This window comes from Amycolatopsis benzoatilytica AK 16/65, assembly GCF_000383915.1.
In the GTDB taxonomy this organism is placed as follows: Bacteria; Actinomycetota; Actinomycetes; order Mycobacteriales; family Pseudonocardiaceae; genus Amycolatopsis; species Amycolatopsis benzoatilytica.
In genome coordinates, this window is sequence record NZ_KB912942.1 from 8083163 (window position 1) to 8097477 (window position 14315).

At 66.5% G+C, this 14315-nt stretch carries 16 protein-coding genes and 2 tRNA genes; 9 read left to right on the forward strand and 9 right to left on the reverse strand.

The annotated features are described in order from the left end of the window. Window positions 1-196: 196 nt before the first annotated feature. The gene (locus AMYBE_RS0137840) at window positions 197-703 is read left to right on the forward strand and encodes a pyridoxamine 5'-phosphate oxidase family protein (protein WP_020664609.1); all 507 of its coding nucleotides are present in this window, start codon (window positions 197-199) and stop codon (window positions 701-703) included. A gap of 45 nt (window positions 704-748) precedes the next feature. Continuing rightward, window positions 749-1603 carry an SDR family oxidoreductase gene (locus tag AMYBE_RS0137845; RefSeq protein ID WP_020664610.1) on the forward strand — a complete coding sequence of 285 codons (855 nt, stop codon included), beginning with the start codon at window positions 749-751 and terminating at the stop codon, window positions 1601-1603. Between the two features lie 3 nt (window positions 1604-1606). On the opposite strand, the gene AMYBE_RS0137850 is transcribed toward AMYBE_RS0137845, so the two are convergent. Then, window positions 1607-2467, reverse strand: coding sequence for a LysR family transcriptional regulator (locus AMYBE_RS0137850; protein ID WP_020664611.1), 861 nt, complete (start codon window positions 2465-2467; stop codon window positions 1607-1609). 84 nt (window positions 2468-2551) lie between these two features. On the opposite strand from AMYBE_RS0137850, the gene AMYBE_RS0137855 reads away from it, so the two are divergent. After that, on the forward strand, window positions 2552-3820 hold the full coding sequence (locus tag AMYBE_RS0137855) for an MFS transporter (protein WP_020664612.1): 1269 nt from the start codon (window positions 2552-2554) through the stop codon (window positions 3818-3820). Here AMYBE_RS0137855 and wzt read toward each other — a convergent pair. After that, complete coding sequence (gene wzt, locus AMYBE_RS0137860) at window positions 3745-4542, reverse strand: galactan export ABC transporter ATP-binding subunit Wzt/RfbE (RefSeq protein WP_020664613.1); 798 nt, start codon at window positions 4540-4542, stop codon at window positions 3745-3747. The two genes, AMYBE_RS0137855 and wzt, sit on opposite strands and share 76 nt — an antisense overlap. 80 nt (window positions 4543-4622) lie before the next feature. Here wzt and AMYBE_RS43030 point away from each other — a divergent pair, with 80 nt between their 5' ends. After that, window positions 4623-5273, forward strand: coding sequence for a TetR/AcrR family transcriptional regulator (locus tag AMYBE_RS43030; protein ID WP_051124839.1), 651 nt, complete (start codon window positions 4623-4625; stop codon window positions 5271-5273). Window positions 5274-5289: 16 nt separating this feature from the next. Next, window positions 5290-5362, forward strand: a tRNA-Arg gene (locus tag AMYBE_RS0137870). 128 nt (window positions 5363-5490) lie between these two features. Here AMYBE_RS0137870 and AMYBE_RS0137875 read toward each other — a convergent pair. Both AMYBE_RS0137875 and AMYBE_RS45300 read right to left on the reverse strand, forming a co-directional pair. Next, on the reverse strand, window positions 5491-5868 hold the full coding sequence (locus AMYBE_RS0137875) for a site-specific integrase (protein ID WP_020664615.1): 378 nt from the start codon (window positions 5866-5868) through the stop codon (window positions 5491-5493). 28 nt (window positions 5869-5896) lie between these two features. Beyond that, window positions 5897-6277 (reverse strand): hypothetical protein, encoded by a 381-nt coding sequence (locus AMYBE_RS45300; RefSeq protein ID WP_154676413.1) that lies wholly within the window; start codon window positions 6275-6277, stop codon window positions 5897-5899. Between the two features lie 221 nt (window positions 6278-6498). On the opposite strand from AMYBE_RS45300, the gene AMYBE_RS44485 reads away from it, so the two are divergent. From AMYBE_RS44485 to AMYBE_RS0137890, 3 genes are all read left to right on the forward strand, one after another. After that, window positions 6499-7845 (forward strand): AAA family ATPase, encoded by a 1347-nt coding sequence (locus tag AMYBE_RS44485; protein WP_084470290.1) that lies wholly within the window; start codon window positions 6499-6501, stop codon window positions 7843-7845. Further along, the gene (locus AMYBE_RS44490) at window positions 7842-8408 is read left to right on the forward strand and encodes an RloB family protein (protein WP_084470292.1); all 567 of its coding nucleotides are present in this window, start codon (window positions 7842-7844) and stop codon (window positions 8406-8408) included. Before AMYBE_RS44485 ends, AMYBE_RS44490 begins: the two co-directional genes overlap by 4 nt. Window positions 8409-8838: 430 nt before the next feature. Then, window positions 8839-8911, forward strand: a tRNA-Arg gene (locus AMYBE_RS0137890). 279 nt (window positions 8912-9190) lie between these two features. Here the strand turns inward: AMYBE_RS0137890 and AMYBE_RS0137895 are convergent. The 3 genes from AMYBE_RS0137895 to AMYBE_RS46765 are packed head-to-tail and all read right to left on the reverse strand — an operon-like array spanning window position 9191 to window position 11600. Continuing rightward, window positions 9191-10459, reverse strand: a complete 1269-nt coding sequence (locus tag AMYBE_RS0137895) for an MFS transporter (RefSeq protein ID WP_211226897.1) — start codon at window positions 10457-10459, stop codon at window positions 9191-9193. Next, on the reverse strand, window positions 10456-11460 hold the full coding sequence (locus tag AMYBE_RS0137900; RefSeq protein ID WP_020664619.1) for an amidohydrolase family protein: 1005 nt from the start codon (window positions 11458-11460) through the stop codon (window positions 10456-10458). Before AMYBE_RS0137900 ends, AMYBE_RS0137895 begins: the two co-directional genes overlap by 4 nt. A 5-nt stretch (window positions 11461-11465) precedes the next feature. Next, entirely contained in the window at window positions 11466-11600 is a 135-nt protein-coding gene (locus AMYBE_RS46765; RefSeq protein ID WP_020664620.1) for a hypothetical protein, read from the reverse strand. 131 nt (window positions 11601-11731) lie between these two features. Between AMYBE_RS46765 and AMYBE_RS0137910 the strand changes: the two genes are divergently transcribed. Next, on the forward strand, window positions 11732-12184 hold the full coding sequence (locus tag AMYBE_RS0137910) for a VOC family protein (protein WP_034289839.1): 453 nt from the start codon (window positions 11732-11734) through the stop codon (window positions 12182-12184). A gap of 35 nt (window positions 12185-12219) precedes the next feature. Here the strand turns inward: AMYBE_RS0137910 and AMYBE_RS0137915 are convergent, their stop codons facing one another. Next, window positions 12220-13836: a purple acid phosphatase family protein gene (locus AMYBE_RS0137915; protein WP_020664622.1), complete on the reverse strand. Its 1617-nt coding sequence runs from the start codon at window positions 13834-13836 to the stop codon at window positions 12220-12222. A gap of 199 nt (window positions 13837-14035) precedes the next feature. Continuing rightward, the gene (locus AMYBE_RS0137920) at window positions 14036-14287 is read right to left on the reverse strand and encodes a hypothetical protein (protein ID WP_020664623.1); all 252 of its coding nucleotides are present in this window, start codon (window positions 14285-14287) and stop codon (window positions 14036-14038) included. Between the last annotated feature and the right edge of the window lie 28 nt (window positions 14288-14315).

Consider the following 14315-nt stretch of genomic DNA (forward strand, 5'->3'; position numbering starts at 1 on the left):
GGCGTCGTGGCGCCTTTTCCGCGCAGCGTGCTTCGCGCGGCGCTGAGCCAGTGAACGCTATCCAGCGGAGGACTGTCAAGCAATTGTACAAGTGTTATAGCAATTGGCGTGACACGAGTCACCATGAGTCGGATGTCGAGAACCCGGCTCCGGCTCCGTCCCCGGTGCGACCCGCCCACCGACCAGGAGGCCGACCATGGAGCAGCACGAGATCACCGAGATTCTGAACCGTCCGGCCAGCCGCGAACTGCTTCACCGCGACGTGGCCCGGCTGGCGTACGTCGCCAAGGACGGGACGCCGAGGGCGATCCCGATCGCGTTCAGCTGGAACGGCACGGAGATCGTGATGTGCACGGCCACGAACGCGCCGAAGCTCGCGTCGCTGCGGGCGAATCCGATGGTCGCGCTGACCGTCGACACCGAGGTGCACCCGCCGAAGATCCTGCTGGTCCGCGGCCGTGCGGAACTCGACTACGTCGACGGCATCCCGCAGGAGTACCTCGAAATGAACGGCTCCTACGAAATGACCGCGGAGCAGCGCGTCGAGTGGGAAGCCGAGGTCCGTTCGCTCTACGACGGCATGGTGCGCGTCGTCGTCACTCCGACCTGGGCGAAACTCATCGACTTCGAGACGACTTTGCCGTCCGCGGTGGAGGAATTGATGCGCCGCCGAGCTGAGGCGGCGTCCGAAAAGTCCGTCTGACGTCTACACTGAACCGCCTACCCACAAGGTGCGAAGGCGGGGCGCATGATTCTGGTGACGGGGGCGAGCGGCAATGTCGGATCGGCGCTGGTCGCGCAATTGCGAGCGGCGGACGTCCGGTTCCGGGCGGCCTATCATTCGCCTGTCAAGGCGCAGCGCGCCGCCTCCGACGGAATCGACGCGGTCACCCTCGAAATGTCCGATTCGGACAATGTGCGGGCAGCGCTGTGCGGGGTGTCGAAGGTGTTCCTGCTCGGCGCGATGAGCCCGGCGCAGACCGCCAACGAGACCAACGTGGTCGAAGCCGCGGTGTCGACTGGGGTCGAACACGTGGTGAAGCAGTCGTTATGGCGGGCGGACGAGGAATTGACGCCGATCGCCCGCCTGCACCGTCCGGTGGAACGGCTGCTGGAAACGTCGCCGATGTCCTGGACCTTTCTCCGCGCGAACTTCTACCTGCAGGCGTTTTCGACGAACTGGGCCGGAACCATCCGGTCCGGGAATTTCTTCGCCAGCCCGCTGATCCGCGGTCCGATCGCTTTCGTGGACGCCGAGGACATCGCCCGGGTCGCGTTTCGCGCGCTGACCGAAGACGGGCACGCGGGCAAAGCGTATGCGCTCACCGGGCCGGCGGCGGTGAGCTACGACGAGGCCGCCGCGGTGTTGTCGGAACTGCTCGGCCGATCGATCGCTTACCGGGGATTGTCCAATGGGGAAGCGCTTTCCGCGCTGACCGGGGCGGGGATGCCGGCATTTCACGCTGAGGCGCTGGTCGAAGTGTGCAATGTCTATCGGGACGGCGGCGCGGAAAAGGTGACCCCGACGGTCGAGGAGGTCACCGGCCGGCGACCGCGGAGTTTCCGCGAGTTCGCCGCCGCGCACCGGGGACTGTTCGAATAGCCGTCAGGCGTTCGACAACGCGTACAACAACGGCCGCAACGCGGGTTCGCGCTCCGGCCGCCAGATCAATCGAAGCTGCAGCGGCGGCGTCGCGGTGTCCACTTCGCGAAGCCGTCCGGTCGCGAGGTCGCCCCGCGCCGCGAACTCCGGCAGCACGGCGATACCTCGGCCGGCCGCAACCCATTCGCGTACCTGGGCCAGCCCGCCGACCGCGGTCAGTGCCACGTCCGGGCCCAGCCAGCGTTCGGTCGCCATCCAGAACGAGCACCGCGCTTCCTGGCCGACCAGCCCGCCGGTCCGGCGCACCTCGTCCCGGGTCACCGCGCGGCCGAGCAGCGGACTTCCCGGCGCGGCAACGGTAACCATCCGGATTTCACGCACGTCGAGGTGGCTCAGCGCGGAGCCCGGACCGGCGAACCCGAGCCCGCCGATGCGATTTCCGGTGTCCAGCAATACCGCCGCGTCGATTTCGTCCCGGTCGAGCGAGGCGAGTAGCCGGGCCCGGTCGGAATCAGGGCGCAGGTGCACGTTCAGCGCCGGATGTTCGGCAAGCACCGCGGGGAGCACCCCGTCCGAGATCGCCGCCTGCGCGCCCACGACCAAGCCGGGCGCGTCGTGCAGCCGCTCGGCCGCCTGATCGAGAGCGGCGAGCGCGGATGCTGCGCTGGCTAGATACGCCCGGCCTGCCGCGGTCGGATGCATGCCGGCCCGATCGCGCGTGAACAGTGCCGCGCCCAGTTCGTCTTCGAGCCGGCGGACCCGGTCCGACACTGACGACGGGGCAAGACCTTCCGCGGCGGCGGTCCGGTTGACGGTGCGGTGGTGCAGCAACGCGATCGCGGTGCGGAGTTGCGCGAGGTCCACCCGGCCAGTGTATTCGGCATTGCCGAATACCGGATACGGCGCAGCCGGTCGAACCGGCCGCCGCCGCGGCCGAGGGTGAGATCCGTGCACACCAAGCTCATCGGGATCGCCCTGGCCTACTTCATGGTCCTGCTCGACACGACCGTCCTGGCAGTCGCCGAACCGGACCTCATCGCCTCGCTGCGCACCGACGTCATCGGCGTGGGATGGGCGATCACGAGTTACACGATGGCGCTGGCGGCCGCGCTGGTGCTGGGCGGCAGCCTCGCCGACCGCCTCGGCGCGCACCGGGTCTTCGTCGCTGGCGTCGCCGGCTTCGGTGCTGTCTCATTGGCCTGCGCCTTCGCACCTGGACTCGCCGTTCTGCTGGCCGGGCGGGTCTTGCTGGGCCTGTTCGCGGCCGCGATCATCCCGAGTTCGCTTGGTCTGATCGCCATCCTGTACCCGGAGCCCGGACCGCGCGGCCGGGCGATCAGCGCTTGGGCGGCGATCAGCGGCGCGGCCATGGCCGCCGGTCCGGTGCTGGGCGGCTGGCTCATCGAACTGTCCGGCTGGCGGGCCGTCTTCGTGCTCAACGCGCCGCTGGCCATCGTGGTCCTTCTGCTGTGCCGCAAGCCGATCCCGGCTCCGCGTCGCGCTGACTCGATCTCCTGGCTGCCCCACCTGGCCCTCGCCGCGACGCTCGCGGTGCTGACTCTCGCCATCACCGAAGCCGGTCAGCGGCGCTGGCCGCTGGCCCTCCTTTTCGGACTGTCCACTGTGCTCATCGGCAGGTTCGCGATGTCGGCCGACCGCCGGGCAGTCGTCCCGCTGATTCCTGAGCCGTTGCGCCGCAACGCGGCTGCCTGGACCGCGTTCGGATGGGGCGCGGCGGTCAACTACGCACTGACGACGGTCCTCTTCGCAATCCCGCTCCTGCTGCACGTTTCAGCGCTCGAAGCCGGGGCGGCGCTGCTGCCGTTGACCCTTCTGGTCGCGCTCAACCCGCTGGTCACCGGCCGTCTCGTCGCAGCCCGCGGACCGTTGCTGCCTATCCGCCTCGGCTTCGCCGCCTTCCCGGTCGGCCTGTGCCTCACCGCTTTCGCCGCGCACGCGCTGCTGCGGGGGATCGGCCTGCTGCTCTGCGGTTTGGGCGTCTCCTGGACCCTGCCCGCTCTGGTGGGATTCGCCGTCAGCCACGCGCCGCCGGAAGCGACCGGTGCCGTCGGCGGCCTGCTCAACGCCACCCGGCAGATCGGTGCCACCGTCGCCGCCGCGGTCGCCAGCGTGACCCTGGCTCAGCCGTCGCCGGTCCCCTTCGTCATCGCCGCGGTTATCTGCGGATTCGGGTTCGCGTCGACACGTGGATGGTAGGTCGCGAGAACGTCGCGGGGCGGGCCGTAGTGGCGGACTCGGCCCTCGTCCATCCAGACCGCGGTGTCGCACAGTTCGGCGAGCAGCTCGTCGGAATGATTGGCGAAAACCAGGATTCCCGAGCGGCGCACCAGGTCCTTGAGCCGGTCGCGCGCCTTGGCGAGGAACGCCGCGTCGACCGCGCCGAGCCCTTCGTCGAGCAGGAGGATCTCGGGATCGATCGTGGTCACCACCCCGAGTGCGAGCCGCACGCGCATCCCGGCCGAGTAGGTGCGCAGCGGCAGGCTGAGGTAGTCGCCGAGCTCGGTGAACTCGGCGATGTCGTCCACCCGTTTCCGCATGTCCCGGCGGCTCATGCCGAGGAAAAGCCCGCGGATCAGGATGTTCTCGATCCCGGACACCTCCGGGTCGAGCCCGACGCCGAGATCGAACACCGGCGCGACCCGCCCCGCCACCCGGCTGCTGCCCCGGGTCGGCTCGTAGATGCCGGACAGCAGCCGCAACAGAGTCGACTTGCCCGCCCCGTTGTGTCCGACCAGCCCGACCCGGTCGCCCTCGCGGAGGCTGAGCGAGATGTCCCGCAGGGCCTCGATGACCGGCGTTCTCGAGTCGGTGCCGATCACGCCGCCGACCTTGCCGAGCACGCGCTTCTTCAGCGAACGGGTCTTGGCGTCGAAGATCGGGAAGTCGACGTAGGCGTGCCGGACGTCGATGTGCACCATGGCTGCCCCCTCGGTAGATGCGAATAGAAATTATCATTCTCATCTTGGGTGCGAGCTGGTGGCCCGGTAACGTGCGCCCGGTGAGCCAGACGAGCGAGGGGTTCCGCCCTCCGCAGCAAGCACGCAGCCGGGAGTCTCTGGAAAGGGTGCTGACGGCCGCCGAACAGGTGCTGGCCGAAGACGGCCTGCCCGGATTCACGATCGGCGCGGTCGCCGCCCGGGCGGGCCTGTCCGTCGGGGCGATCTACCGGCGGTTCGACGGGAAAGAGCAGCTGCTGGGCGCGGTGAAAGACCAGCTGCTCGGCCAGTTGGAAGAGGGTGTACGGGCATCGCTGGAGTCGGCTGGTCCAGGGCTGGGGCAGATCGTCGGTGCCTTCGTGTCCGCGCTGGCGGACACCTTCGGCAGCCACGACCGAGTCTTCCCGGAGCTGCTGGATGCCCAGCGCTCCTCCGGTCGTGACCGTGGCCTCGCGGCGCTGGCCGCGGTCCAGGACACGTTGACCGAAGCCGCCCAGCCGGCGTTGACAGAAGTCCGCCGCCCGGACGCGGCCCAGGCGGTCGCCGCAACAGCGCGGACGATCATCGGGGCATGCGTGCACCGAGCCGCGACCTGCCGGTTCTGGCCGGACGGCCGATCCTGGCCGGAGTGGGCGGCGGAGTCCGCGGAAATGGCGCTGGCGTACCTGACTTCGGCGGGTGCCGGACCGGTCGGGGCTGCCGCTAGGATGTAGGCTGCGGCAGGTAACTGCCCTCGTAGCTCAGGGGATAGAGCACCGCTCTCCTAAAGCGGGTGTCGCAGGTTCGAATCCTGCCGGGGGCACCCGTCATGACCAGCGCAGATCGCCCATCTACCAGCGGAAACACTGGCGATGGGCGATCTTGCACTGTGCGGCCATATGCGGCCGGATGCACCCGGATGCGGCCATTCGCCCCGAGGACGCCCCGAAATCAGTCGGCCTTGTTCGGCCGTTTTCGGTTGTGTCCCAGCGCCTCCTCGATCTTCTGGAGGGCGTCCTGGCGGCGGCCGTCCACAACGGTCGAGTAGATGCGCAGCAGCACGTCGACCGAGTGCCCGGCCCACTCCGCAACCTGGTTGGGGTCGACGCCGGAGGCGAGCCAGGTCGACACGCAGGCGTGACGGAGGTCGTACGGGCGGCCTGCAAGCGGCGACCTTGCCGCCGGACCGGTGAATGTCCTGGCGCGCGCGACTGTCCAGACACGCTGCCAGGTGATGAGCGGCACCGGTCCGCCGCGCACGCCTCGAAAGAAGCGCCCGTCCTCGGCCACACCGAACTCGTCGACGTGGCCGAGCAGGATGGCGGTCAACTCCGGTGGGCACGGCACGAATCGCCCTTCACCGACCTCTCGCTGCTTGAGCTGGCGCGCCGCGCAGCCGGACCTCCAGCTGCCCGACCCCGGCCCGGACAGGTGGCCGGCGGGCGACTATCAGGATCTTCGCGCGGCGATCGTCGGGTTGCTCGGCCTGCTCCACCGGCATCGGCCTGCGGTGCTCGACCACGAGCCACTTGGAGCGCGGGGCCTGGCGTGCCCAGCACCGGTTGCACGAGTCCGTCGACAGCTGCAGGCCGTAGTGGTAGCCGGTGTTGCGGCCGGCCAGTTCACGTCGGTGCTTGCGGTCGAAGCACCAGACGTAGTCGCGCATCGAGCGGACCGGCAGGTCGTCCCGCTCGGTCGTGTCCGGCGTAGCCCCCAGCCAGCTCGGTCGTTCGCTCACGCGTTCGATCGTAACTCGCATCGTCGAAGCTCACCGCCCATCCTGACGGCTCGCTGTCTCATGACTAGCTACAGCGACTGTCAAGCACGACAGAGGAGGTGGATACACTGCGTGCAAGATCATAGTTGGTCCGTACTTGCAGCTCAGCAGGTGCTTCGGCGCCTCCTGTGCGCTTTAATGGCACGTATGACCGCCAAACTACCCCCACCAGGAGGCTAGCGGTGCTACGCAGCTTCGGCCTGGCCAATCACCGCTCCTTCGACGGAGCGCAGGAACTCCTGCTGATGCCTGCTGGGCATGCTGACAGGCGCCCGGTAGTGCCAGTGACCGCGATCTACGGCGCGAACGCGTCAGGGAAGTCCAGCCTGCTAGACGGACTGAGGTTCATGCAACGGGCGGTTGTTCAGTCATTCACCACTTGGGATGCCGAGGGTGGGATCCCAAGGAGGCCCTTCCGTCTCCGAAAGGATGCAGCGTCTGAACCAACCGTCTTTCGAGTCGAGCTGGTGATTGATCAGGTCCCGTACGTTTACGGCTTCTCACTGAACGACGACGAGGTTCTTGAAGAATGGCTATATTACTATCCCGAAAAGCGGAAACGAATCCTATTTGAACGCCGCGGCGACGATATTCGCTTCGGCACCACTGTATCTCGTGACCTTAAGTCCAAGCTGGAAATCCTTGAGGAGATGACGCGACCAAACTCGTTATTTTTGAGTGCTTGCGCGCAAGTTCGCATAACCGAATGGATGCCAGTTTACCGCTGGTTCCGATCGCAGCTTCGAATGCGGTCTTCCACGGCATTCTACAATACTCGTCGAATCGTCGATCAGGTTGCCCGAATGTACGCTCGCAACCCAGAGATGCTTAATCAGATGCTCGATTTGCTGGTTGCGGCCGACGTAGGGATCACAGGTTTCGGCATTTCGGAGTCGCAGGATCCATTACAACTTGAGTCACTTGGTCGAATTGAACAGGATATCGCCAACCTGCATGAGAGACTCGCCAGAGCTACGACTCCCGAAGAGAGCGACCGATTGATTAGGTCAATTGATCGCGCGCACGAGGTGCGAGAACTAACGCGCCGACGTGTCGCCGAAATGCGCCAGGAGTTGAAATTTACACACGGCTCCGGCGAGGAGTTCGGGCTCGACGAAGAATCTGATGGCACCCGATCATGGCTAGCATTGCTACCCATGGTGCTCGAAGCGCTGCAAGCGGGCTACGTAGTAGCAGTCGATGAAATCGATACTAGCCTGCATCCCTTGCTTACTGCTGAGCTAGTTAAACTTTTCCGAAACTCCGAGACCAACCAAAATAATGCACAACTGATTTTCACTTCTCACGACTCAAGCCTCCTCGGCAGAACAACGGGAGAAGAGATACTTCCCCGAGAATCGGTCTGGTTTGTAGAAAAGGGCCCTGATGGGGCCAGTTCACTCTTTCCTCTCACGGACTTCAAGCCGCGCGAAGGTCACAACACTGAGCGACGTTACCTTGGTGGCAGCTATGGCGCCGTTCCCGTTCTCGATTCTGACGACTTCGAGAATGCGGTACGGAACAGATGACAAAAGTCAATGCTCGCAAAAGAAGAGTCGCCTATCGTCAGCCGCGATCACTCATCCTCCTTGTTTCGGGCGGAGAGAATACCGAACCTGACTACTTTAATGGCCTAAGGAGGAAGGTTCGCAATCCGGCAGTCAAGGTAGTCATCAAAGATAAAATAGGTGATCCTCTCGCGCTTGTTCGGCACGCTGCGAAGATTCGGAGCGAGGACGACTATGACGAGGTTTGGTGCGTCGTTGACGTCGACGAATTCCAATTAGATGCCGCCGTGACGCTGGCAAGGAAGCTTGGGGTCAATTTAGCCGTCTCGAATCCATGCTTCGAATACTGGCTGTTGCTGCACTTCGATGACTGCAAGACCCCGATGGCCAACTACAAGCAGGTTGAGAATAAACTCAAAAAACATGTAAAGGATTACAATAAGAAAGAGCTCAAGTTCGAGAAATATGCTGCGGGCATCGATGATGCGGTTGCGCGAGCAAAAGAACGATGTCCCGAGGGGCAACTCGCGCATGAGTGTAACCCGTCAACCAGTGTGTGGCGGCTCGTTGTCAGCATCATGTGACTCACCTGCTGCGGAAATGCTCGGGGTGTCACCCGGATCGGGCTGGACTACAACGCTGGCCGCGGTCTTGCTGGTCGTAGACTGGCAACTGCTGCTGGTCGACATCCCACGGCGGCGCAGGAGGCCCCGGCGCCATCCGCGCACTCACCGCCCCGAGTCACCGGCCGCAGCGGCTACGTCAACCGCCTGTGGCTACCGCCCAAGCCACCCAACCCGGCCGGCGCCCTCACCGAGGATGCCTGTCTGCGCGACATTGCGGCCCGCTTGCCCCTCACCCGGCAGTACGGCGAGGGCCAGCTCGTCACCGCCTACTCGCGCTGTTGAGCGCGGGCTCGCGGGATGCCAAGCGTGCCGGATCAGGTAGCCTCACCCCGAGGACACCCCGAAATGGTCACCCCGAACGGCGTCCTCAGACTGTTTCAGCTGGTCAGCCCTCGTAGCTCAGGGGATAGAGCACCGCTCTCCTAAAGCGGGTGTCGCAGGTTCGAATCCTGCCGGGGGCACAAAACCCCTGGTCACGGGAGTGGTCGGGGGTTTCGTACCTCACCGGCCCATGCTTGACCGTCGGTTTTGGGCGGTTCGATGTCCGGGCGGCTCGGCCAGGGCCGGGCAGACTTCATCGTCGACGCCGCGCTCCACGCGGTCCTCTTGGGCCGTGCTGATGCCCTCATGGCTGAGGTAGTCGGCGATCTCGCGCGCTGTCAGCCCTGCGTTGTTGAGGACGCCAGCGTCGGTGAGCCATCATTGGCCGGATTTCCTCTGAGTGTCCATGACTACCTCTCTCATTGCGTCGGTTCGGCCGGTTCTTCAGCCAGTCGCACAGCGGGGGTCTCTTCCGGGGACTGGGGGAGCCTTCTCGATCCGATGGCAAGGGCGAGAACCGCGCCGAGGAGCGCCGGGATCGCGAAAAGGACGAAGTTCCACCGTGGGGCGAAATTCGCGGCGAGGATCCAGCCGCCCAGCGCCGGGCCCGCGATCGCACCGAGCCGGCCGATCCCCAGCGCGACCCCGATCGCGCTGGCGCGGGCCCGCGCCGGGTAGCTGCGCGCGAGGTAGACGTTGATCAGGCCCTGAACACCGAACGCGCCGGCGCCGCCGATCAGCACGATCGCGGAGAGAACCGCCGTCGACGACTTGATGCTCAAGGCGATCAGGGCGCCCGCGGCGACCGCGAAACACGCGATGATGGGTCCCTTCGACCCGGCTCGGTCGGCGAGTACCGCGATAGCGAGTCCTCCGACGGTCGCGCCGATATTGAGCAGCGTGAGGAAGGTCAGCGAGGAACCCGCCGGGTAGTGCGCGGCCTGCATCAACTGTGGCAACCAGGTGTTGATCCCGAAGATGAGCAGGAACGAACAGATCACCATGAGACAGAACAGCGCGGTCGTTCCCGCGTAAGGCGGCCGGGTGACCAGACGCAGGCCGCCGTCCGGTGCTCCCGGCTGTTTCCGCCGGTACACCGGTGATTCGGGCAGCCAGCGAAAGGCCATCGGCAGCAGCATCAGCCCGAGGCCGCCGCCGACGAGGTACTCCAGCCGGAAATTCTGTCCGGACAGGAACAGGTTGGCCACCAGCGCGGCCAGTGATCCGCCTGTCGTGACGCCGCACTGGACGATCGCCGAGCTCACGTTCTTCCGCTTCGCCGGCGCGAGCTCGAAGATCAGCGGTCCCATGGCGGGGTAGACCGCGCCGACTCCCAGCCCGACGACGAATCGGCTGGCGCCGAACAGTTCCGGGCCGGGAGCGAATACGCATGCGAACATTCCCAGCGAGACCACGGCGAGGCTGAACAAGGTCGTGCGCCGCCGCCCGTAGCGGTCGGTGAGCTGCCCGACCAGCAAAGCGCCGAACAGCATTCCGATCGGGGTGAGACTGCCCAGCATGCCCAGCGTGGCAATGGAAAGATGCCACGGCTGGAAGCGGAGCAACAGCGGCGTCGTCGCTCCGAAGGCGACGAGGTCGTAGCCTTCCAGCGTCATCACGGCCAGCCCGATCGCGATGGTCGGCCACGGCATCGACCGCTCTGACGCGCTGGGTTGTAGCGTGCTCACCGACGGCTTCCTTCGTCCACGGTGGACCCGGCGGGTTGGTCACGCGTCGGCAGGCGCAGCACCCGTTCGGCATTGCGGTGGCTGATCTTCGCCCGGTCGCGGTCGCTGATCGGCGCCTGTTCGAGGAACCGGACGGCCTCGGCGGTGTCTTCGAAGGGGTAGTCGACGGCGAACATGATGGCGTCGGCGCCGATGGCCAGGACCGCGCCGGCGAGAGCGGCAGGCGAGCAGACACCGCTGGTGGTGATCAGGATGTTGTCGCCGACGTAAGCTGACGGTTTCCGCGCGAGCGTCCGGTGTTCCTGCCGCGCATAGCGGGAGTCGAGCCGGGCGAGCTGGAACGGCAGGAACTCGCCCAGGTGGCCGAGAATGACCGTCGCGCGGGGATGCCGGTCGAAAACCCCGCCGAAAATCAGCCGGAGGGCGTGCCCGCCCGTCTCGGCCCCCCAGCTCCACAAAGGACCCCGCAGTTCGGGACGCCCTTCGAGAACTCGCCACGGCTCCGTCGGAGGTGCGCCGGGGTGGAGGTACAGCGGCACGCCGAGGTCTTCGAGTGCGGCCCACACCGGTTCGTAGCGCGGATCGTCGAGGTAGACGCCATCGGTGTGGTCGTTGACGAGCGCCCCGCTGAGCCCGAGTGTGCCGACGGCGCGGTGGAGTTCCGTCACCGCCGCCTCGGGGTCCTGAAGCGGCAGCGCGGCCAGGCCGAGGAACCGGTCCGGGTGAGCGGCGATCGCTTCGGCCAGGTGGTCGTTGGCCAGTTGGGCGTCCAGGACCGCCTGCCGCGCGTCGGTCAAGCCCTGGATGCCAGGAGCGGTCAGCGAAAGCACCTGGATGTCGATGCCGTGCTCGTCCATTTCGGGCAGCCGGTAGGTCGTGTAGTCGGCCAGCCGCTTTCCCCACTCCCCGGCCCAGCGGGCGGCGGTGTCCGTCTTGGGAACGGGGAACCTGGCCTGCAGTTCGGGAATGGCGAATGCTTCTTCCATCGCGATGAAGCGCATGGTGCTCAGCTTCCTTCCGGGTGCGCGCCGGTCAGGTGGGTGCCGTCGAGCCTCAGGCGTTCGATATCCACCAGGTACCAGTCGATCTCGCGGTCCGGAGGAGGCTGATCGAAGCCGGTGTTGGGCGAGTAGGTGATCATGCCTCAATTTTTGCTGGCACACTTCGCCAACGTCCAAGACCGATTCGCTCACGAGCGATAATCTGGAGGCATGGTTGAACGAACGACTCGTGCGCTCGGGTCCGTCGCGTGAGGTCGGGGAGGCCGAAGAGATGAAGCCCAACAGATCGGTTCCGCTGGCCACTGTCGTGCCCGTTCTTTCGTATCCGGACGTGCGGGCCGCAGTCGGTTGGCTGAGTGCCGCGTTCGGCTTCGTCGAGCGCACGCGGATCGGGGAGAGTCACCGGGCGCAGATGAGCATCGGCGCAGACGGAGCAGTGATCGTCGCGGAACGCCGGGGCGGGACGGCAGAGCGGGACGAAAGCCCGACGCATCTGATCCGGGTCCGCGTCGAGGACGTCCGCGCTGAGTACGAGCGTGCCCGAGCCCACGGAGCAGTTGTGCTCGAACCGCCCACGGACAGGGAATACGGCGAGCGGGACTGCACCGTCGAGGATCTGGCTGGCCATCGGTGGCAGTTCGCCGAGACAGTCCGGGATGTGGCGCCGGAGGATTTCGGCTGCCAGACCGTCGCGCCGTGGCCCAGCAATCCCCACGCTGACTGACCCCTGGCCACCGACGCGACCAGGGGTTCGGCGGATCAGCCGCGCTGCACCGTGAACTGATCGACCTCCGTGCCGTCCTCCGTCACGGAGCGGACGTTGAGCCGGGCCGGTTTGCCCGGCCGCGCCGGTATGGCGTCGACCGCGACCAGGCAGTAGCCGGTGTAGCGGATGCGCGACCAGGTGACCTGGACCGTGTGGTCCTTCCCGTCCTTGTCGGACACGACCATCGGCACTGGCTTGTCGTTCGGCGTTTCGTGGCCCAGGTAGGTGTCGGACGCGGGGAACTTGTAGATGCCGCCCCCGCCGCCGCCGGCCACGACGTAGGTGGTGCCGTCTTTGACCGGGTTGACGGTGCCACCGGTGGCGAGCTTCTTCGTCGCCTTCCCGCCGCGGATCGGGTCGGTGCGCTCGTAGATGTGGTTGTGCCCGTTGAGTACCAGGTCGACCTGATACTTGTCGAACAGCGGTGCCCAGTCGGTCTGCGCGCCCAGTTCCGCTCCGTTGTCGGCGCACGTCGAGTACGTGCACTGGTGGAAGTAGACGACGATGAAGTCGATCGTCGGGTCGGCGCGCAGCGCGGCGAGCTTCGCCTTGAGGAAGGCGAGCTGCTTTCCCTTGGTGTAGCCGAGATTCGCCGGGGTGTTGTAGCAGATGTCGTTGCCGTCCAGACTGATCAGGCCGACGTTCTGGTACCGCCACGAGTAGATCCCGGTGGAGTCGCCCCAGGCGTTGTCCGGCATGGTGAACCGCGCGCGGACGCCGCCGTAGCCGTCGGGCGAGTACCAGACCTCCATTTCGTGGTTGCCGATCGCCATCATCCACGGAGTCTGCGAAGCGACCGGCTCGTTCTGCACGAAGAAGGAATCCCAGACTCGCGCGTCGTACTTGTCGGTGGTGTTGCCGCCGCCTTCGGTGTTGGCGTAGCTGAGGTCTCCCATGTGGACGTGGAACGCCGAGCCGAGACCGGCGACGAGGTTGGTGGTCGCGGCCGCGTTGTAGCCGACGCCCTGGTCGCCGAACGCGGTGAAGGTGAACGGGCCGCCGCGGCCGGGTGCGGGGGCGGTGTGGAAGCTGGCGATGTCGCCGAGCCGGGTGCGATCGCCCGCCGGGTCATGGCCCCGGTGGCCCACGACGTAGTAGTAGGTCGTATCGGGCACGAGGCGGTCCAGGCTCGCGTGCAGGTAGTACTGCGTCACGGTGGTGGGCCTGACCAGCGGTTCGTCCTCGACCGGGTGCTGCCAGGCCAGCTTGCTCACCAGAGTCCGCACCTCGGCGGGGACCTGCTGGCCGAGGTCGGTCGGCGAGAGCCCGATCCGCACGAACGGTGCGGTCACCGCGGCTGGCACCTGCCAGGAGACGACGACCTGCCGCGACGGGTCGGCGCCGAACGCCAGATGCCGCCCGAACGGCCGCACCGCCGACCCGGCCGGCTTGTCCTTGGCCTGCCGGAAATCCGCGCCGGCCGGGGCTGCGGTCGCCAGCCCCGGCAGCAGCGCGCCCCCGGCCAGGACCGCGCCCCCGGCCGCCCCGGCGCGAAACAGCGAGCGACGCGAGTACTGGGCGACGTACTGCTCGTGCTGTTCGGCCAGGCTCGGCCGGGCGGAGAAGCGGGGACTGCTGGCGGAGCGGCCGGGCCGCGGACTCTCGGGCATGACTTTCAAGTTAGGAAACTTTACTAACTTAAGTCAAGGCTTCTTTCGTCGGAAACGCGATTGCCGATGGCGCAACGCAATTCGTCGTTCCCGCTGGCAGAGACGATCCCGGACCCCGGTGGCAATTGCGCGCCCGACGAGCAGTGCTGAGATTTCGCGACGGCAAGGTCATTTCGGAAGCGACAGTGCCGGAATTGTCCTACTCCTGCAGTTCCGCCAGCACGTCGGCAGCGTCGCTGTTGCCCAGCGCGGCGAGCCTGCGCAGTTCGTCGAGGTCCTCGCGCTCGCCGGCCAGCTCGACGAGGAGGTCGGTCGCGTCGGAGCTGCCCGCGGCCGCCAGTCGCCGCAGTTCTGCCAGGTCGCCCGCGTCGCCAGCCAGCTCCACCAATTGGTCGAGCGCGTCCTGATCGCCACTGTCGGCTCGGCGACGCAGCTCCTGTCGTTCGTCCATGGCGCACTTCCTCCAGTTCTGGGACGGT